The 18149-nt window shown below is 65.4% G+C and carries 20 protein-coding genes and 1 tRNA gene; 15 read left to right on the forward strand and 6 right to left on the reverse strand.

Annotation, left to right across the window (positions count from 1 at the left end; genetic code table 11):
* Positions 1-22: 22 nt before the first annotated feature.
* The 6 genes from GS4_RS25875 to GS4_RS16200 all read left to right on the forward strand — a co-directional run bounded on the left by GS4_RS25875 (position 23) and on the right by GS4_RS16200 (position 5011).
* A complete protein-coding gene (locus tag GS4_RS25875) occupies positions 23-178 on the forward strand; it encodes a hypothetical protein (RefSeq protein WP_007622463.1) in 156 nt (51 codons plus the stop codon).
* Between the two features lie 61 nt (positions 179-239).
* Positions 240-509, forward strand: coding sequence for a hypothetical protein (locus GS4_RS16180; RefSeq protein ID WP_007622464.1), 270 nt, complete (start codon positions 240-242; stop codon positions 507-509).
* A 124-nt stretch (positions 510-633) separates the two neighbouring features.
* Positions 634-1746 (forward strand): CBASS cGAMP-activated phospholipase, encoded by a 1113-nt coding sequence (locus GS4_RS16185; protein ID WP_007622465.1) that lies wholly within the window; start codon positions 634-636, stop codon positions 1744-1746.
* Positions 1733-2728 carry an SMODS domain-containing nucleotidyltransferase gene (locus GS4_RS16190; protein WP_007622468.1) on the forward strand — a complete coding sequence of 332 codons (996 nt, stop codon included), beginning with the start codon at positions 1733-1735 and terminating at the stop codon, positions 2726-2728. The genes GS4_RS16185 and GS4_RS16190 overlap by 14 nt, the downstream gene beginning before the upstream one ends.
* A complete protein-coding gene (locus tag GS4_RS16195; RefSeq protein WP_007622469.1) occupies positions 2725-4476 on the forward strand; it encodes a ThiF family adenylyltransferase in 1752 nt (583 codons plus the stop codon). Before GS4_RS16190 ends, GS4_RS16195 begins: the two co-directional genes overlap by 4 nt.
* A 154-nt stretch (positions 4477-4630) precedes the next feature.
* Positions 4631-5011, forward strand: a complete 381-nt coding sequence (locus GS4_RS16200) for a hypothetical protein (protein ID WP_007622471.1) — start codon at positions 4631-4633, stop codon at positions 5009-5011.
* 338 nt (positions 5012-5349) lie between these two features.
* Here the strand turns inward: GS4_RS16200 and GS4_RS16205 are convergent, their stop codons facing one another.
* Positions 5350-5676, reverse strand: a complete 327-nt coding sequence (locus tag GS4_RS16205) for a hypothetical protein (protein WP_007622473.1) — start codon at positions 5674-5676, stop codon at positions 5350-5352.
* Between the two features lie 294 nt (positions 5677-5970).
* Here GS4_RS16205 and GS4_RS16210 point away from each other — a divergent pair.
* Positions 5971-6043: transfer RNA gene (locus tag GS4_RS16210), tRNA-Asn, on the forward strand.
* A 147-nt stretch (positions 6044-6190) separates the two neighbouring features.
* Entirely contained in the window at positions 6191-6877 is a 687-nt protein-coding gene (locus GS4_RS16215; protein WP_007622475.1) for a hypothetical protein, read from the forward strand.
* Positions 6878-7311: 434 nt separating this feature from the next.
* Here the strand turns inward: GS4_RS16215 and GS4_RS16220 are convergent, their stop codons facing one another.
* Positions 7312-7833, reverse strand: coding sequence for a GNAT family N-acetyltransferase (locus tag GS4_RS16220; protein WP_007622480.1), 522 nt, complete (start codon positions 7831-7833; stop codon positions 7312-7314).
* Positions 7834-7870: 37 nt separating this feature from the next.
* On the opposite strand from GS4_RS16220, the gene GS4_RS16225 reads away from it, so the two are divergent.
* On the forward strand, positions 7871-8296 hold the full coding sequence (locus GS4_RS16225; protein WP_040510816.1) for a pyridoxamine 5'-phosphate oxidase family protein: 426 nt from the start codon (positions 7871-7873) through the stop codon (positions 8294-8296).
* Between the two features lie 43 nt (positions 8297-8339).
* Here the strand turns inward: GS4_RS16225 and GS4_RS16230 are convergent, their stop codons facing one another.
* Together GS4_RS16230 and GS4_RS16235 are read right to left on the reverse strand one after the other, a co-directional pair.
* Positions 8340-9101, reverse strand: a complete 762-nt coding sequence (locus GS4_RS16230) for a GntR family transcriptional regulator (protein ID WP_083862744.1) — start codon at positions 9099-9101, stop codon at positions 8340-8342.
* Positions 9058-10197 carry an acyl-CoA dehydrogenase family protein gene (locus tag GS4_RS16235; protein ID WP_007622485.1) on the reverse strand — a complete coding sequence of 380 codons (1140 nt, stop codon included), beginning with the start codon at positions 10195-10197 and terminating at the stop codon, positions 9058-9060. Before GS4_RS16235 ends, GS4_RS16230 begins: the two co-directional genes overlap by 44 nt.
* A 122-nt stretch (positions 10198-10319) precedes the next feature.
* Between GS4_RS16235 and GS4_RS16240 the strand changes: the two genes are divergently transcribed.
* A complete protein-coding gene (locus tag GS4_RS16240) occupies positions 10320-11186 on the forward strand; it encodes a hypothetical protein (RefSeq protein ID WP_007622486.1) in 867 nt (288 codons plus the stop codon).
* Between the two features lie 50 nt (positions 11187-11236).
* On the opposite strand, the gene GS4_RS16245 is transcribed toward GS4_RS16240, so the two are convergent.
* Complete coding sequence (locus tag GS4_RS16245) at positions 11237-12430, reverse strand: TetR/AcrR family transcriptional regulator (protein ID WP_040510793.1); 1194 nt, start codon at positions 12428-12430, stop codon at positions 11237-11239.
* Between the two features lie 187 nt (positions 12431-12617).
* Between GS4_RS16245 and GS4_RS16250 the strand changes: the two genes are divergently transcribed.
* On the forward strand, positions 12618-13430 hold the full coding sequence (locus GS4_RS16250; protein WP_040510794.1) for an enoyl-CoA hydratase-related protein: 813 nt from the start codon (positions 12618-12620) through the stop codon (positions 13428-13430).
* A gap of 70 nt (positions 13431-13500) precedes the next feature.
* The gene (fadD5, locus tag GS4_RS16255) at positions 13501-15102 is read left to right on the forward strand and encodes a fatty-acid--CoA ligase FadD5 (protein WP_007622492.1); all 1602 of its coding nucleotides are present in this window, start codon (positions 13501-13503) and stop codon (positions 15100-15102) included.
* Positions 15103-15238: 136 nt separating this feature from the next.
* Here the strand turns inward: fadD5 and GS4_RS16260 are convergent, their stop codons facing one another.
* Positions 15239-15601 (reverse strand): hypothetical protein, encoded by a 363-nt coding sequence (locus GS4_RS16260; RefSeq protein WP_007622495.1) that lies wholly within the window; start codon positions 15599-15601, stop codon positions 15239-15241.
* A gap of 223 nt (positions 15602-15824) precedes the next feature.
* On the opposite strand from GS4_RS16260, the gene GS4_RS16265 reads away from it, so the two are divergent.
* The 3 genes from GS4_RS16265 to GS4_RS25260 all read left to right on the forward strand — a co-directional run.
* Positions 15825-16955 (forward strand): NDMA-dependent alcohol dehydrogenase, encoded by a 1131-nt coding sequence (locus GS4_RS16265; protein ID WP_007622497.1) that lies wholly within the window; start codon positions 15825-15827, stop codon positions 16953-16955.
* 40 nt (positions 16956-16995) lie between these two features.
* Positions 16996-17811, forward strand: coding sequence for a serine hydrolase domain-containing protein (locus GS4_RS16270; RefSeq protein ID WP_007622498.1), 816 nt, complete (start codon positions 16996-16998; stop codon positions 17809-17811).
* Between the two features lie 137 nt (positions 17812-17948).
* On the forward strand, positions 17949-18149 hold a 201-nt coding region (locus GS4_RS25260), incomplete at its 3' end, for a DUF3145 family protein (RefSeq protein ID WP_157226651.1).

Here is an 18149-nt window from a genome sequence, read left to right on the forward strand (position 1 = left end):
TGTCGGGACGGAGGTGAAGGAGATGGCCAAGAACACCGGACAAGGACACCGCGTCGGTGCCGTGAAGAGCCGGAGCGAGTTCAAGCGCGGCACCACATGGTTCAAGCGTGATACCGGCACTGGCCGGATTCTCAACGGCAGCCCCAACCAGCACAAGGGCGTCCGTAACGAGAAGTAGCCGGTGGGCCGGCGATGCCTCGGTGTCGCCGGCCTAACCCATTACACGTCAGGAGAAGAACATGAGCGCACTGCTCATCAGTTATGACCTCAACAAACCTGGACAGAAGTACGATGATCTCTACGAGAAGATCAAGGCGCTTGGCCCTTGGTGGCACTATCTCGACTCAACCTGGATCGTCGTCTCGTCACTCAGCCCGAGCCAAGCCCTCGACCGACTCAAGCCCGCGCTGGACGACTCCGACAGTGTGCTCGTCGTTGACATCTCGGGCGACAGCTACTCGGGCTGGCTCCCACAGAAGGCTTGGGATTGGCTCCGTAAGCATGTCTAGGCGGGGGAAGCCAACAAGCCGCGCATGCGGAGCCGACTGCTCGGCGAGCAAGGGCATGAGTACGACCGGTACGGCTCCGTCTCGCGCCTCGGTGGTGTCGGTGCGGCGGGCGCAAAATACTTACATGGGTGTAGTTCCTGCAAGATCGACCGATCCCGGAGGCGAGATGCTGCCCGGGCAGGCCGACGCGCCCGGACGGCAGGACCATCCATCCACGACGATCGAGCCGAGGCCCCCATCCGTCGATCGCTTCCAGATTCTCGCCCTCGATGGTGGCGGAGCCAAGGCACTGTTCACCGCTCACGTGCTGGCGCGGCTGGAACAGGACCTCGGTGTGAGCATCAAGGACTCGTTCGACTTGATCGCCGGGACGTCGGCGGGTGGCATCGTCGCGCTCGGGTTGGGTGCCGGTCTCACCCCGAGCGCGATCGTGGGGCACTACGAAGAACTGGTCGAGGCGGTCTTCCCGACCACGCGTCGGCGACTGTGGCGGCGGCCTCGCCAACTCACTGCACCCATCTACGACGGCGATGCGCTGCGCACCGCCTTGACGAAGGTGCTCGGTGTGCGGCTGCTTGGGGACAGCGCGAAGCGGTTGGTCATCCCGGCGTGGGACGTGCAACGAGGCTCCGTGCACGTCTTCAAGACGCCGCACCACACACGGCTCGCCCGCGACTGGCGCATCCCGATAGTGGACATCGCGATGGCGACCTCGGCGGCGCCGCTCTACTTTCCTGCCGCACGTGTGGATGGACACCGCCTCATCGACGGCGGCGTGTGGGCGAATAACCCCTCTGTCGTCGCAATCGCCGAGGCCGTGAGCATGCTCGACGTTCCGCTGGCCTCGATCAGGGTGCTCAACGTCGGCACCATCGACCAGCTCACGAACCACCCCAAGCGCCTCGACCGCGGCGGGCTGTTCAACTGGGCGAAGCCGATCGCGCCTCTGATTCTCACAGCCGGCAGCCGTGGCGGACAGGGCATCGCGGAGCATCTGATCGGCAAGGCCGCTTTCACCAGGTTCGATGCTCTCGTGCCGGGCGGACTGTACGCACTTGACTCGGCAGACCCGAGCGATGTCGCCGGCCTCGCCGCGTCGGTGAGTCGCGAGCTCAGCCCCATCTACACCGCGCGGTTCGCAGATCATCGCGCTGCCGAGTACGCACCGTTGATCGGAGACCGACACTGCGGCGACCCGACCAATACGACGACGGAGGTCTCCGATGAAGCTCACTGACTACTTCAACGTCCTGCTCAAGGACACCGTCAACCTCGGCCAGGTGAAGCTCGACTCGCTCGACTCTCGCGTCGAGGCGGTCTACAAGGCGTTGAAGGCCGACGAGCAGATCGGGCACCTAATCCTCGGCAAGACGCCTCAGGGCTCGTGGGCGCACAAGACAATTGTCAACCCGGTGGGCAGCAACGAGTTCGACGCGGACTTCATGCTCGACATGAGCGAGAACGCTGACTGGTCCGACGACCCAAAGAAGTACATCGAGGAGGTCTACGCGGCTCTGCACCGCCACAGCACCTACGGCAACATGCCGCACTCACGCAAGTGCCGTTGCGTCCGACTCGTCTACGCGAACTCCATGCACCTGGACATCGTGCCGCACCTCAACCTCGCCGATGGTCGCGAAGTCATCGTCAACCGCGACGACAACGGCTGGGAGTTGACCGATCCCCAGGGCTTCACGGACTGGATGAAGAGCAAGGACGCGCTCGCGAAGGGCAACCTTCGCAAGGTCATTCGACTGATGAAGTACCTGCGCGACCACAAGAACTCCTTCACCGGCACGCGGTCTATTCTCCTGACGACACTGCTCGGCGAGCAGGTCACCGAGCTGCGCACGCTGCTCGACCCCGGCTACTACAGCGACGTCCCCACGACTCTCCTGCACCTCGTCAAGGACCTCGACGCCTGGCTCCAGGCACGCCCGACCAAGCCCTCCATTCCAGACCCGTCGAGGTCGGGGGTCACCTTCGACCATCGGTGGGAGCAGTCCACCTACAGCTACTTCCGGGACCGCATTCATGTCCACGCCGCCGAAATCGAGGAGGCGTACGAGGAGGAAGACAAGGAGCGCAGCATCGAGCTGTGGCAGGGCATCTTCGGTGATGGCTTCAAGGCTCCGGCTACCTCGTCTAGCAGCGCGAAGTTCCCGGCAGCAGCTCCCGCGGCCGCTTCCACCGTGGGGCGGTCTGGCCGCGCGGGATGAGCCGACGCAACCGGGCCACGCTGTCGGCCTGGCAGAAGCATCTTGTTGACGAGTTGAGGTCACTAGCTAGGGACCATCCCCGCGACGTGCGGATAGCTCAGCAGCCTCAGGTTGGCACCGACGGCGACGCCACCCTCCGACTCCGGCTCCACACTGCCGACATCCCTCACCGTCCCGGCGGACTGGAACTTGGAGAAGACGAGGAATTCATCGTCAAGATTCGCCCCTCGCTGTTCTCGCCGCCGAGCGCGGAGGTTAAACACACTCGCTTCCTCGGTTTCCCGCACGTCCTCCAAGGGCAGCGGCTCTGCATCTATCTCGACCCCTCCCGTGAGTGGCGACCGTCTGCCGGCATGGCCGGATTTCTCAGCCGACCGTGGGACTGGCTTACCGATGCCGCCGGCGGAGCATTCGATCCCTCGACCGCGATGTACCACGCTGTCGGAGGAGTGCTCCACCACGCAGACGACACACCCACCATCGTCGTCCGCGAACCTGGGCCGCCGAAGCGGCAGCAGATCGCCCGGCTCCTCGCCCGCTCATCGCACCGCTACGACCTCACCTACTCGACCGACCACGACGGACACCGCACGCCCGTCTTTGTCCTCGCGAGCGACCTCCCGTTCGGCGCGGCATCCACCTTCGCGCTGTTCCTGACGCTCCTGGACGACCCGCACCTTCACCGCTCCGAAGGACGACCGCCAGAGGTCTCACCGCAGTCGCCCGCGTTCCTTACCTCGCTCCTGGCCAGCGCTCTACGAAACCCCGACGGCACCGAGCAGTACTTCGTGCTCGCCGTTCCGCACCCCGCAGGCGGACCGCATCATCTTCTCGGCGGACGCCTCCCCGCAACTACCGCCGACGCCCTCCGGCGACTCACCAAGAAGCACGGCACCGCGGTCACCCTCGACCCTGCGATCATCAACGCCGACATCCCCATCGAATGGTGCAACATGTCCGACGAACGGCAAGAAATCACAACCCGGCGCGACGACAACCGTCCCGTCAACGGCTTCCAAGGACGGACCGTCCACATCTGGGGCTGCGGCGGACTCGGCTCATGGCTCGCCGAATTCATCGCACGCGCCGGAGCCAGCACCATCACCGTCTGCGATCCCGGCACCATCACCGGCGGACTGCTCGTGCGACAGAACTACACCGAAGCCGACATCGGCCAGACCAAGGCCGATGCCCTCGCCACACGCCTCCGCGCGATCCGCGACGACCTGACCGTCACCGTCGCAGAAGGAGGCGTCCCCGATCCAGCCGTCTCCCTTTCCGCGGACCTCATCATCGACGCCACCGTCAGCCACAGCATCACCACCTACCTCGACATCCTCGTCGGCGAAGACCGCACGGCACTCATTGCCCAGGTCGCCACCGACGCCAGGACGGGAACGCTCGGTATCGCCAATATCTGCGCGCCCGGTGCCCCCTGTACGCCGTCTGAGCTTGACGACCAGGCAGGACGCTCGGTAGTGGCCGATGGGTTGGAGCTGTACCACCCACTCTGGGAGGAAGCGGCCGAAGGCGACGAACTAATCCCCACCAGAGGATGCTCCGTACCCACGTTCCACGGCTCGGCCGCAGACCTCGCTGCCGTCGCCGCGACACTCGTCAACATGATCGGCCTGCACCTCCAACAGACAGAGACACCCGTTTCAGGAACCCACCTCATCGCCCTGCCACACGCACCAGCCGGCCCACGGCATCACTTCCGCCCCGCGGCGTCGGACTCCCGCGAATGAGGTGGCACAGGGGTTACGTCTGTCCGGGCTCCGGCGTACGGTGAAGACCGAGGCAGGTTCTCCTCGATTGCGGGTCCTTCGGGACGGCCCAGCTTGGGCGCTCATACACGTACTGCCTCCTCGACGGAGAGACACGTGTGACGAGAGGCCCGCGATGATCCGCCTGATCTGGTCGTTCAGCGCGCACATCCGCTGCTACCTGCGCCGCTACATGCCCACCAGCTGGCTGCTCGACGCGATCCGACGCCGACGCAACTTGAAGTGGGGCATCCCCGCGATGCTCCTCGCCGTGCCCTACTTGCTCATCGCGAGCATCTGCACCAACGCCCTCGCTGACGGTGCCCCAAGCTGGCTGCATCTGGTCGTGCTGTGGGCGGTGTGGAACGCGCTGAAGTTCACCATCATGGGACCGGTCAGCCTTATCCTCCTGATTCACGCCCGGACCCAGGAAGCCATCGCCCGGCACCGCAACCGGCAGGCCACCTGTGACAGCTCGCAGTCCCAGGCGCCCATGACCGCAGGGGCGGTCCGATGAACGCCGCCACCTACACATAAGTTGCCCGCCCCACGCGCCAGGCGCACGAGCAGCAGCAGACCGCTTGCCTGGTGCTCGCCTGCGACCTTGATCTTGATGTCACTTGTAGCTATAGCGACGGGGCCGGCGATCGCTCGGAACTGACCCGATTGATCGCTGATACCGCAGCAGGCGTCTCGGGCGGACGATCCCGGCGGCCCCGCACGTCCTGGCAGACCTCGATGACGCTGGCGTGACTGTCTGTGCGGTCGATCTCGGCGTGCTCCCGCTCACTGACCCGGCCTCACTGGCAGGCGTCCTGACCGCCATGCTTCGTCCGTGCGCGTCCGGTCGGAACATCACGCGCTGACCTGAGTGCGGCGTCCGCTCGGCCGGATTAGGACGCCCTCCACGGCCAGTGCGCGTCGGACTGTCTGCTGGCTGACTCCGAACCGCAGTCCGACCTCCATCAGGCTCAGCTCTCCGGCATACAGATCGACCGCTTCGGCGAGGTGGGACTCCTTGAGACCGCGCCTGCGGATCGGGACCGAGCGGCGGACCAGATGTGCAGCAGCCGTTCGGCGATGCACGCCGAACTGCTCACCCAGCTCCACCAACGTCGCGCCCGCCTCGTGGAGGCCTACCAGCTCGTCCACCTGCGCCGGGCTCAGAAAGGTTTGAGTCATCCCAACTGTGCGTACCACTCGCTCTCGCGAGTCCATCACGGACGGCTCCAGCGGCCTCCGGTCGCCGGTAGACGCCCCGCGACCTGCGGGAAGCCACGGTTTCAAGGCCACGCAGGTTTTCGAACTCTCTACGGAGGTCCACCACCGACCGCCCGGCGACAAGGCGGGCACGCGACTCACATCGGGAGTGTCGCGACTCGTCCAGCCGTTTTGTTTCCGACTGTGGTCATGCGCTAGAGTCAGCTTTCGGTTCAGATGGTCCGGCCCTGGTCGGCGAGCCTGGATCGAGGACAATCCCCCATAGCTCAATTGGCAGAGCTTCCGACTGTTAATCGGACGGTTACTGGTTCGAGTCCAGTTGGGGGAGCAGAGTTCTTCCAGGTCAGACCCGGCATCCGCCGGGTCTTTCTTGTTTGGTCCGGTTGAACCGGATGGAATCGGCGTGGCGATCAGGCGTTCCTGTATGGACCGTGTCTGATCGCCGACCAGTTCCGGGCGCCGGTAGCCTGAGCGCGTGGACGACCTGGTTGATTGGATTGCGATCGCGATTTCGATTGTGGCCGCCTGCGTGGCTGGCGGGATCCTAATCCACAATCGAAGTGTGGAGAGGGCGCACGCCGCCAAGCTGAATATTTACTTCATCCACAAAGAGCAGATCCCCGTTCAGAAGGCAGCGAGTCTGCTCCTAACCAACCCGAGCCGCGAGCCGATATCTGTCTCAGCCATTCGAATTTCGGTCGTCGGCAGAGAACCTCGCTATGTGTTTCTTCAAGGTGCGGACGGGCTCAATCTTGGCGATGTGCACGGTGCGACGCTAGAGTCCCCGAACCTCCTAGCCTCCGCCTTATTGAAGGTGGAGCATTTGGATCTGCCACCCGGAGGTACCAATATACTTACGCTGTACGGTCCCAGCCTTGCTCTGGAAGCGGCATCGCATCGACTCCCGCTCGCAAATCTGTGTCTTGAGCTCATCACCGGATACGGGGCGTTCAAGATTCCACGAAACCAGGCGTTTCAGTCGACGCTGGTGGGGATGGTCGCGACGCTGGATCAACTCAACTTCAGCGATGTTCCGTTGAACTCTATGGACCCGACCGCGGTTCGGCTTCTGCAGTCCACGCTTTCAAATGTTCTTCACAAGCCAGAGGCCCACGATTTGGACGCAGTTAGCCAGTGGGTTCGCACCTTCCGCCGGGTTTGATCGGCAGGCGTCGACTGCCGAGCGCTCTCACAAGAAATCGATGGCGCAACGCGCCCTAGATGGTCCCGCACGACAGCACGAGGTCGGTTCTCGGGGCCCCGAGCTGACTCGGTGGCATCTCCGAGGGTTGCGGTGCACGTTGGCCGCATCCAAAGCGGGTAGCTCGGTTGCTTATAGCCGAGGAGCTCAAGATCCGACGGTCGTAATGACGAACCACCCAACCGGCAGAAGTAACGGGCGAGGCGTACGTCGGACCCATGTCAACGACCGTGGTCATTCGCGAGTTCTGGAATTGCTGCGAACCAAGTCTATCCGAGGCCCTCACCGACATCGTGGTCATCCAATTCGAGTCCAGTTGGGGGAGCCAGAGTTCTTCCAGGTCAGACCCGGCATCTGCCGGGTCTTTCTCTTTCTGCAGTGCCGTGTGGCCGCCACTACGGTTGCCAGAGCATGACCCCGTCGGCGGTGCGGTCCGGCACCGCGGTGAACCCGAGGGATTCGTACAGGTGTCGCGCGCGTGAGTTCCCGGCCTCCACCGACAGGCTGACTCTGCATGTGCGCAGAGTCGCCTCGGCCAGCAAGCCGGCGGTCAGCCGGCGGCCGATGCCGCGGTCGCGGTGGGTCCGGTGTACCCATAGGCTGAACTCGGGCGTGCGATCGTCGACGAATCCATAGCCCGCGTCGCGGGCGGACAGGGCGAGCGCCCACGCGACGCCGACCGCTCGACCATCGGCCTCGGCGACGACGCCGAAGTCGCCGCGAGACAGCGACAGCTGTGTGTACTTCGCGAATTCGGGTGATTCGAGGACGTCGGCGACGGTGAAGCGTGGAGCGGCCCAGTTGAGATTCTCCAGCGTCGCGGTCGCCAGGAGCGTGTCATCGGCGGCGGTCAGCGGACGCAGCCGCACGCGATCGACCATGTCGACCATCATGCCGCCCGGTGCGAAGGCCCGCATCGACGAAACTGTCGGTGGTCGCACCTACGGTGAAGACATGAGTCTCAGCAGAGCAGAACGCGAACAGTATCTGGCCCAGCCCAAGATCGCCTCGCTGGCTGTCGAGGCGGGCCCCGATCGTGCGCCGCTCGTGGTGCCGATCTGGTACCAGTACGAGGTCGGTGGTCAGCCATGGATTCTCACCGCCACCGAATCCCGCAAGTTGGACCTGATCCGGTCGGCCGGACGGTTCACGCTGGCTATCGACGACGTCGAACCCACCATCCGTTATGTCTCGGTGTCCGGCGAGGTCGACCGGTACGAGGACGGCACGCACGATGATCTCGTCGAGATGTCGGCGCGCTACCTGCCTGCCGACAAGGTCGAGGGATACGTCGCATTCGCCGAGAAGGAACACGGCGCACAGACCAAGGTCTATCTGCGCCCCCAGCAATGGGTTTCGGCCGATCTCGGCAACGTCTGACGGTGCCGTGCACGCCGACGAATGGCGGCCGCCCGACGCTTGATCAGGTGTCGTCGGAGACGTCCCAGATCCCGGTGCTCTCCAGGTGTCGGGTCAGCCGGGCAGCGCCGTCGGTGAACTGTCGACGGGTCTGCTCGACGACCTGATCGCGATCGCCGTCGCGGTAGGCGACGATCAGCCGCGAGTGGCTGTCGACCGCGACCGATCCCCAGTCGGGATCGGTCGCGTACAGCTGCGTCGGGGTGTAGCGGGTGGCACTCAACAGGAACCACGCGAGCTTGCCGCCGGACGCGATCAAGTTGTGGACCCGGTGGAACTCGAATTCGGCGTCGGCGACCTGCGTTCCGTCGCCGGTGCCCAACGCTGCGCGTAGTTGCTGGTTGTGCCACTCGAGGTCGGCGATCTGATCCGCGGTGATCGCGTCTGCCGTGCGCAGCGCGAGTTTCACCGCGATCTCACCCTGTAACCAGAAGAGATCTTCGACATCGGTCCGACTCAGCTCGGCGACCACGTACCCGCGGTGCGGGGCGAGGTTGACCATGCCCTCGCCCCGCAGCGTGAGCAATGCCTCGCGAACAGGGGTCACGCTGACGCCGAGACGTTCGGCGGTGTCGTCCATCCGGATGAATTCCCCGGGTCGGGTCGATGCGGTCATGATCTGCTCGCGCAGATGCGATGCCACCTCGTCGGACAACTGCGGACGCCTCCGCAACCGCTGTCCGGCGACCAGCGCGTCGTCGGCGCCCGAGGGACGCCGACGCTCAGAGCCCGTAGGTCTTTCCGATGATGTCGCGCTGGATCTCATTTGTGCCACCGTAGACCGTGGAGATGATCGCGCCCCGCATCAGACGCTCCGCGTCGAACTCGGTGGCGTAACCATAGCCGCCCATCATCTGCATCGCGTCGATCGTCATCTTCTTCGACGTCTCGGTCGCCTTCAGCTTGGCCATCGACGCCTCGCGGGGGAGAAGTCGCGTCGGGTCGGCGTCGGACTGCTCCGCCACGCTGTAGACGAGGAGCTTGGTCGCCTCGATCTCGGTCGCGTGGTCGGCGATCCGGTGACGTAGCGCCTGGAACGATCCGACCGGACGGCCGAACTGCTTACGTTCGGAGACGAACGCCAGCGTGTCCGAGAACGACCGCTCGGCGACACCGAGTTGCATGGCGGCGAGGATCAGACGCTCGGTGTTCAGACCGGCCATCAGCTGGTTCCATCCGTTGTCGACCTTGCCGACGACCGCCGAATCCGGCACCCGCACATCGGTGAAGTACAGGTCGTTGACCTCGCGGCCGCCCAGCGTGTCGATGCCCTTGATCTCCAGCCCCTCGGTGCCGGCCGGGATGTGGAACTGCGTGAGGCCCTCGTGCTTGGAACCGGACCGGCTGGTCCGGGCGATCAACAGGATCGACTTCGCGAAATGTGCATTGGAACACCAGGTCTTCTGGCCGTTGATCACCCAGCCTCCGTCGACCTTCTCGGCACGACAGGTCAGCGCCGCGACATCGGATCCTGCTTCCGGCTCCGACATCGAGATGGCCAGCGAGTCGCCGTCGGCGACACCGGTGAGCACCTCCTTCTTGAGCTGCTCGTCGGCGAACTTCGCGTATGCGGCGGCAGTGATCAGCGTCGGGCCGATGCCACCGATCGGGGCATTCCCGCGCATCGCCTCCTCCAGGAGGATGCACATCTCGACGTTGCCGGCACCGGCGCCGCCGTACTCCTCGGGGACCAGGATGCCGGTCCAGCCCAGTTTGGCCATCTTCGAGTAGAGCTCTTGCGAATGCAGCTCACGGCCGTTGTCGGTCAGCGCATCGCGCTGTTCGCGACTCCCGGACTCGCGTGCGCAGAAGTCGGCGACGGCCTGCGCGAAGGCCCGTTGTTCGTCGGTGAAGTTCACCATCTGAAGTCCCTGCTCTCTGTATGTGGCGACGTGATCGCGGCGTGCAGCCAGGTTCCCACATTATATATTTGATACAAAACCCCGTGACATGGACCACAGCGCCCACCGCTACATTGGGTGCCATGTCGAAGCCGCCGGAGTCCGTCACCGAACCCCGCGATCCGGACCAGCCGAACGATCAGTCCTCGCCGACGGGGCCGCCCTCCGCAGACGGGTCCGATCCGCGATCCTCGGTCACGAGCGATGCGGACACCGACGTCGCCACGGGGGAGACTGAGGAGTCCACCGACCGCGGCGACGCGGCGGACGGACCCGATGGCGACGTCGAGCCGAACTCGGACAGCTTCCTGGAGACCAATCGGCGCAACCGTGATCGGTACCGCGCCGAGGCCGAGGAGAAGGTGGACAAGGCTGCGCGTCGGCGGCGTGGTGCGGACGACCGCACGCCACGACGGATCGATGACAAGGTCCCAGCTCGGCGCCGACTGTCGACCACGACGACCCTGATCGCCGTACTCGCCGCGCTGGTGGTGGCGCTCGGCGCATCCACCACGGTGCTCGCGATCGCCTACGTCCGCAGCGACGACACCGCATCGGCGAGTGTCGTCGAACAGCGGCAGGTGATGGAGATCGCTCAGCGTTACGCGGCCGACATCGCGACCTACGATCCCGCCGACTACGGCGACCTCGACCGTCGGGTGCGCGCGATGTCCACTCCGGAGTTCGCGCGCACCTACATCGCGTCGTCGCAGGATGCCCGGCGCGGCAACGCGACCGCGAAAGGGACGTCGCGCGCGGAGTCGCGCGAGGCCGGCGTCCAGTCTCTCGCCGACGGGAAAGCCGTGGTGCTGGTGACGCTGGACCAGACGGTCACGTCACCCGAGGTGGAGAAAGAACAGCCGGAGGGGATTCCGTATCAGTCGCGGATCAAGGTGACCCTGGTCGACCGCGACGGGCGGTGGCAGCTCGACGACTTCGCGACCGTCTGACGCGGACCACCGACGCGGGCACGTCCGGTACAGGCTCATCGGGTGCAGGGTCAGCCGACCAGCAGCAGGCGGCTCCCCAGCGCCGCGACCGTCTCGGTGTTCGGTCGTCGATCGATCCGGGTGAGGTCGCCCACGACGTTCAACGCGGCGTGGACGAGGAAGCGCGCCCGCACCGGTGACACCTCTGCACGATGACGTGCGACCCACGCCGACCATTCCTCGACGTTGAGTCGCTGCTGATTGCGCAAAGCGGTCCGCTGACGCTTCCCGACGTTCCCGATCTCCGCCATGTACACAGCGATGAGCTCGGGATTGCCGTGGCACAGCTCCACATAACCCGCCACGAGCGCCATGATCGCCTCTCGTGGAGTCGTCGACGCCGCCAAGGCATCCGAGACGGCAGAGGTGACGCGGTCGGACGCGCGCCAGAAGGCGGCTTCGAGAATGTCGGTCTTGCTCGCGAAATGTCGATACACGCCGGAAGCCGGAAGGTCTGCGGCGCGGGCGATGTCGTCGATGGTGACGTCGTGGAACCCGCTCGCCGCGAACAGTCTGATCGCCTCACCGAGCAGGACCTCGCGTCGGGCTGCGGGCGGTAGGCCGATGCGTGGCGTCGCAGAGTCGGCGAGATCGTCGGGCAGGTCCACTGACTCCAACGCGAGCGCGGCGTCGGTGATGGTCGTCTCGATCTGTTTGCGGGACAGGCTCGCCCGGTGGGTGGCCGGACTGGCCACGACGCTCGTCATGGCGGCGGTGATGACGTCTGCGGTCCCGCGGTCGAGGTCGGGACGTCTGATCGTGAGTGCGGTCCGGATGCGTCGGTGTTGGGCGACGACGATGTCGCGTACGTACTCGGCGTCGTCCGGTTGCATGAATTGCGATTCCCAGCGGTAGATCCCACCCGTCCGACGGTTCTCGATCGCCGCGACCGTCAGCGCGGCGAGCAACTCGCGCAATTCGTCGGGTCCGCCCACCGGGATCGGTTCGACCGCTGCGGCCAGGGCGTCGGCCAGATGACGGGCCGTCTCGGCGAACAGGGCGTACTTGTTCGGGAAGTGCCGATACAACGCTGGGGTGGAGATCCCGACCGTGTCTGCGATGTCCTCGAGTCGCACCGCGTGGTAGCCGCTCTCGCTGAACGACTTGGCCGCCGCGCCGACGATCATCTGGCGGCGATCCGGAGGCCGTCGCCGTCCGGACCTGCCCGGCGCCGCGGCGGGTGACGCGACTGATTCGGGGCTCATGCTGGAGGAGTCTATCCGTACTCCACCTTCACCATTGCTATTCAGCTCGTATCGAGCAAAGCTGCTGTTCCACGCGGTAGCAGCGCCGTGTAAGTTAATCGGCATTCCCGTGATCTGGATCGCACTCACCAGGTAGTGTGGGCGCCGGTACCGGTGTGTGCGCAGTCGATGAAGGAGAAAGTCAGTGGTGAGCCAGGAATCTGCGTCGATCGGCGGGCTCCGAGTCGACCTCGACGATCGAGGCGTCGGATGGCTCGAGATCGATCGACCGGACCGGATGAACGCGCTCGACAACGCCACCTCCGCCGCCCTCACCGAGACCCTCCACCGCTGGTCCACCGACGACCGTGTCCGTGTCGTGGTGATCTCCGGCCGGGGTGGAGCGTTCAGTGCCGGCGCCGACGTGCTCGACATCCTGGAGTCGTCGTCGCAGTCGTCGGGTGGATTCGAGGCCGATCATGCGAGGGGTGTGATCGCCACGGGTTCGGCAATGGCACAGGCCGTGCGAGCGGTGCGGGTGCCGGTGATCGCCGCGGTCGACGGGGCCGCCGCGGGGATCGGTGCGTCGCTGGCGCTGGCTGCCGACCTCGTCTACGCCACGTCGCGATCGTATTTCCTGTTGGCGTTCATCAACATCGGGCTGATGCCCGACGGCGGCGCGTCGATGTTGGTGTCGGCGAGCATCGGTCGCGCGCGAGCGAACGCCCTCGCGCTGCTCGGCGAGAAGTTGCGTGCGGACGAGGCGTACGCGGCCGGTCTGGTGACCGGCATCGCAGCCGATCGATCCGAGCTCGACCGGACCGTGGACGCCGCAGTCACCAAACTCATCCGATCCTCCACCCGCGCACTGCGTCTCACCAAGGCTGCGTTGGACGCGGAGACGATGGCCGGGTTTGACGCGGCCATCGAACGTGAGCTGGACGGGCAGACCGAACTCCTGCAGACCTCCGACTTCCAGGCCGCGATAGCTGCATTCGCCGGCCCCAAGAGCCAGGGCTGAGCAGACTCCCACGGCCCTAGCCGCCCGACGCACCGCACTCCCTCCGGACCGAATCCGAAAGAAGGCCATCATGACCGCGACCCTCGATTCCACCAGCGACCTGACCACCGAACCGCTGCGTTCGCGTCGTAACCACTGGAACAACCAGGTTCGGCGCCACGCGTTGACCACCCCTGACCGCCCGGCGCTCAAGTTCCTGGGAGACGTGACCACCTGGTCGCAGCTCGAGCAGCGTTCGCGTGCGTTCGCGGCGGCACTGAGTCGGCGCGGGGTGCAATTCGGTGATCGCGTGCTGGTCGTGTTGCTGAATCGAAGCGAGTACGTCGAGGCGGTGCTGGGGGCCAACCTGATCGGCGCGATCCCGGTGCCGGTCAACGTGCGGATGAGTCCGGCCGAGATCGCCTTCCTCGTCAACGACAGTGGCGCGAAGGTGATCGTCACCGAGACGTTGCTGGCCCCCCTCGCCGATGCGGTCGCGGCGTCCACCGGCGCCATCGACCACACCATCGTGGTCGGCGACACCGAAAACGCGGATCACCTGCGGTTCGCCGACCTCGTCGCCGAGGACTCGTCCGATCTCCCGGAGGTCGACGTGCCGGAAGACACGGTCGCGCTGATCATGTACACATCCGGCACCACCGGAAAGCCCAAGGGCGCCATGCTCACCCACACCAACATGCAGGCGCAGGCCGTCACCTGCCTGCAGGCGCTGCAGACCCGACCAGACGACATCGGCTCGTGTGTGGCGCCGATGTTCCACATCGCCGGTCTCGGTGCGATGGCCCCGCTGTTCTATATGGGCGCCGTGTCGGTGATCCATCCGCTCGGGGCGTTCGATCCGAACGACATGCTCGACACCCTGGAGCGTGAGGGCACCACCTCCATCTTCCTGGTGCCCGCTCAGTGGCAGGCGGTGTGCGCGGCCCAGCAGGCCCGTCCGCGGGACCTGAAGCTGCGCGTCATCAGCTGGGGTGCTGCCCCTGCGTCGGACACCGTGCTCAACGCGATGAACGCGACGTTCCCCGACGCTCTCAACGTCGCTGTCTTCGGTCAGACGGAGATGTCGCCGATCACCTGTGTGCTCGACGGTGCGGACGCGCTGCGGAAGATCGGCTCGATCGGCAGAGTGGTCCCGGCGGTGACGGCGCGGGTGGTCGACCCGGAGATGAACGACGTCGCCGACGGCGAGGTGGGTGAGATCGTCTATCGAGGCCCCAACATGATGCGGGGCTACTGGCAGAATCCGCAGGGCACCGCGGACGCCTTCCACGGGGGCTGGTTCCACTCCGGAGATCTGGTCCGCCGCGATGCCGAGGGCTTCCTCTATGTTGTGGACCGCGCCAAGGACATGATCATCTCGGGTGGCGAGAACATCTACTGCGCCGAGGTGGAGAACGTGCTCTTCGGGCACCCGCGGATCGCCGAGGCAGCCATCATCGGTCGGGCGCACGAGAAGTGGGGTGAGGTCCCGGTGGCCGTGGTGGTGCTCGCCGACGGCGACGACCTCACTCTCGCGGAGTTGGAGCCGTACCTCAACGAGAACCTGGCCCGCTTCAAGCACCCCAAGGAGATCGTCATCGTCGACGAGCTGCCGCGCAACGCGGGCGGCAAGGTCGTGAAGCCGTCGCTGCGCGCCTCCTACGGCAGCAAGGACGCCGGACTGGCGAATTGATCCCCGTTGTCCCACAGGACGTCGTCCCAGAAGTCGTAGGAGGTCAGGCGGATCGGCGCACGGGTGAGTCGCGCGATGGGCGTGCCGCCGACGTCGCGAACGGTCCACCGGTCGGCGCCGGCGTAGTCCAGTAGGGCTAGGTCCGTGCCGTCCGCGCTGCGAAGTGTGAGGCGCTGGGCCGACGTGTCGTTGGAACTCGACCCAGCAGATGTCCGTCGGCGGTCACCTCGACGATGCGAGTGTCGGCGCGTGTCCGCCAGGCACTGAACACCTGTGCGTCCACGAGGCCGGCCGTGTCGAGGACGTCGGCGCGGATGTCGTTGCCACCGTCCATACCGGTGAGCGTCACGGTCTTGAGCAGTACGTTGCGATAGGCACGACGGGTCACGCCCAGCGGCGCGTCGTCGGCATCGGAGTCGACCATCTCCCAGTGATGACCGACCGCCGTGCGGCCGGGGACGAAGACCGCGGCCCAGTGTGTGCGATCGAGGACACTCATCGAGATGCTCCACATCTGCGCAGGTCAGCGAACTGACCGTCCGTGTCGTTGGGAGTATAGGACCGCTCGCGGTGTCGGATCGTGCAGTTCGGATACCGCTGCGCGAAAAGGTTGGCGACAACTGACTAGAACACGTTCCATTTTTGCTGCCGGATGACTAGTGTCACAGTTACCGTCCGGTCGTGCCGTCCGGACTCGCTGCTCGTCGTGGAGGTATGTGGAAGTGAAGACCAAGGGCGCTCTGCTGAGGGAACACAACAAGCCGTGGGAGATCGAGGAGATCGAGATCGGCGACCCGCAGCGCAGCGAGATCAAGATCCGCATGGAAGCCGCGGGGATGTGCCACTCCGATCATCACCTGATGACCGGTGGTATCCCGATGGCAGGGTTCCCGATCCTCGGCGGTCACGAGGGCGCAGGTGTCGTGGAGGAGATCGGGGAGGGGGTCACCGACTTCGAGGTCGGCGACCACGTGGTCCTGTCGTTCATCCCGTCCTGCGGCAAATGTCCGTCCTGCAAGGCGGGACTCGCCAACCTGTGTGACTTCGGTGCAATGCTCCTCCAGGGCGAGGCCGTGTCCGACAACACCTTCCGCATCCACACCCCCAAGGGAGAGAATGTCTACCCGATGACGCTCCTGGGTACGTTCTCGCCGTACATGGTGGTGCATGAGGCCTCCGCGGTGAAGATCGACAAGGACATCCCGTTCGAGGTCGCGGCCCTCGTCGGTTGCGGTGTCCCCACCGGCTACGGATCGTCCACCCGCAGCGGCGATGTGCGCCCTGGTCAGGACGTGGCGATCGTCGGCGTCGGCGGTGTCGGCACCGCTGCGCTGCAGGGTGCGGTGATCTCCGGTGCACGTCACGTCATCGCCATCGATCCGGTGGAGTGGAAGCGTGAGCAGGCCATGAAGTTCGGCGCGACGCACACCTTCGCCTCGGTCGAGGAAGCGGCGATGTCGATCGCCGAACTCACCAACGGACACATGTGCCACAAGGTGATCGTCACCGTCGGCGAGGTCCACGGCAAGGACGTCGACACCTGGATGGGCATCACCGCCAAGGCCGGCACCTGCGTGTTGACCGGCATGGGCAACATGATGGAGAACGAGGTGACGCTGAACCTCGCGATGCTGACCCTGCTGCAGAAGAACCTGCAGGGCACCATCTTCGGCGGCGCGAACCCGAAGCTCGACATCCCGCAGCTGCTGTCGATGTACAAGATCGGCAAGCTGAACATCGAGGACATGATCACCCGTCAGTACCGCCTGGACCAGATCAACCAGGGATACCAGGACATGCTCGACGGCAAGAACATCCGCGGCGTGATCAGGTACACCGACGACGACCACTGATCGCCTCGGACGCGTCGCCGGGTCGGTACGGTAGGACACCGTGCCCCTCCTCGACGCGCTCTCCGACTGGCCGGTCGACAACGTCGCCGCCGCAGTGATCGACCCGACCGGGGTCGCCGAGACATTCGGCGACCCCGATCGCGTGTTCGACCTCGCCTCGGTGACCAAACTGCTCACCGCGACCGCAGTACTACTCGCGGTGGAGGAGGAGGCGGTCGCGCTCGACGACCACGCCGGGCCACCCGGGTCGACCATCGCGCATCTGCTCGCGCACGCCTCGGGACTGGGGTACTCCGAGCCGACGGCCGAGGCCGGGCCGGGGGAGCGGCGCATCTACTCGAATGTCGGGTTCCAGTTGCTCGCCGAATCGATCGAAGCAGCGACCGACATCCCGTTCCCGGAATACCTGCGGCAGGCCGTGTTCGAGCCGCTCGGCATGTCGTCGAGCGAGTTGGCCGGACCGGCTGGGCATGCCGGTCGATCCACCGTCGCCGATCTCGCGCGGTTCGCGGGGGACCTTCTCCGTCCGCAACTGCTCTCGGAGGAGTTGTACGCGCGCGCAACGACCGTCGAGTTCGCGGGTCTCGATGGATTCGTGCCGGGGTACGGCAAGCATTCCCCAAACGACTGGGGCCTCGGATTCGAGATCCGGGCACACAAGACGCCGCATTGGACCGGGGAGTCGCAGTCGCCGGCGACATTCGGTCACTTCGGGCAGGCCGGGACGTATCTGTGGGTCGATCCGGGTCTCGACGCGGCATGCGTGGTCCTCACCGACCGCCAGTTCGGTGCCTGGGCGAAGCCGCTGTGGGCCTACTTCAACGAGACCGTGGCACACGAGCTACGCGATCGCTGACATCGCATCAGGAAATGCACACAGGAAACTAGCGCAACACGTGCATCATGAGGCACAATTGGTCACACGAGTGTGATATCCGGTATCGCGAGGTGTGTTGGGGAAGACGTTCCTCGTCGAGACCGGAGGTGAACAAGGTGCGCAATCTGAACCAGTTTGCGGACATGACGACTGGAGTGGTGTACATCCACTCGGCGCCGGTGGCGCTGTGCCCGCATGTCGAGTGGGCCCTGTCGTCGACCCTGAATGCGCGTGCCAACCTGAAATGGTCCGCGCAAGAGGCCGACCCCGGCATGCAACGAGCAACCGTCGACTGGGCCGGCCCGGTGGGTACTGCT

Source organism: Gordonia soli NBRC 108243, from assembly GCF_000334455.1.
Taxonomy (GTDB): domain Bacteria; phylum Actinomycetota; class Actinomycetes; order Mycobacteriales; family Mycobacteriaceae; genus Gordonia; species Gordonia soli.

Excerpts from the sequence above, each read along its gene's own strand:
- GS4_RS16240 (WP_007622486.1), top strand. The coding sequence starts at position 10,320 with ATGTCGAAGCCGCCGGAGTCCGTCACCGAACCCCGCGATCCGGACCAG.
- GS4_RS16230 (WP_083862744.1), bottom strand. The coding sequence starts at position 9,101 with ATGAGATCCAGCGCGACATCATCGGAAAGACCTACGGGCTCTGAGCGT.
- GS4_RS16205 (WP_007622473.1), bottom strand. The coding sequence starts at position 5,676 with ATGACTCAAACCTTTCTGAGCCCGGCGCAGGTGGACGAGCTGGTAGGC.
- GS4_RS16260 (WP_007622495.1), bottom strand. The coding sequence starts at position 15,601 with ATGAGTGTCCTCGATCGCACACACTGGGCCGCGGTCTTCGTCCCCGGC.
- GS4_RS16220 (WP_007622480.1), bottom strand. The coding sequence starts at position 7,833 with ATGCGGGCCTTCGCACCGGGCGGCATGATGGTCGACATGGTCGATCGC.
- GS4_RS16180 (WP_007622464.1), top strand. The coding sequence starts at position 240 with ATGAGCGCACTGCTCATCAGTTATGACCTCAACAAACCTGGACAGAAG.
- GS4_RS16190 (WP_007622468.1), top strand. The coding sequence starts at position 1,733 with ATGAAGCTCACTGACTACTTCAACGTCCTGCTCAAGGACACCGTCAAC.
- GS4_RS16245 (WP_040510793.1), bottom strand. The coding sequence starts at position 12,430 with ATGAGCCCCGAATCAGTCGCGTCACCCGCCGCGGCGCCGGGCAGGTCC.
- GS4_RS16195 (WP_007622469.1), top strand. The coding sequence starts at position 2,725 with ATGAGCCGACGCAACCGGGCCACGCTGTCGGCCTGGCAGAAGCATCTT.
- fadD5 (WP_007622492.1), top strand. The coding sequence starts at position 13,501 with ATGACCGCGACCCTCGATTCCACCAGCGACCTGACCACCGAACCGCTG.
- GS4_RS16225 (WP_040510816.1), top strand. The coding sequence starts at position 7,871 with ATGAGTCTCAGCAGAGCAGAACGCGAACAGTATCTGGCCCAGCCCAAG.
- GS4_RS16235 (WP_007622485.1), bottom strand. The coding sequence starts at position 10,197 with ATGGTGAACTTCACCGACGAACAACGGGCCTTCGCGCAGGCCGTCGCC.
- GS4_RS16200 (WP_007622471.1), top strand. The coding sequence starts at position 4,631 with ATGATCCGCCTGATCTGGTCGTTCAGCGCGCACATCCGCTGCTACCTG.
- GS4_RS16185 (WP_007622465.1), top strand. The coding sequence starts at position 634 with ATGGGTGTAGTTCCTGCAAGATCGACCGATCCCGGAGGCGAGATGCTG.
- GS4_RS25875 (WP_007622463.1), top strand. The coding sequence starts at position 23 with ATGGCCAAGAACACCGGACAAGGACACCGCGTCGGTGCCGTGAAGAGC.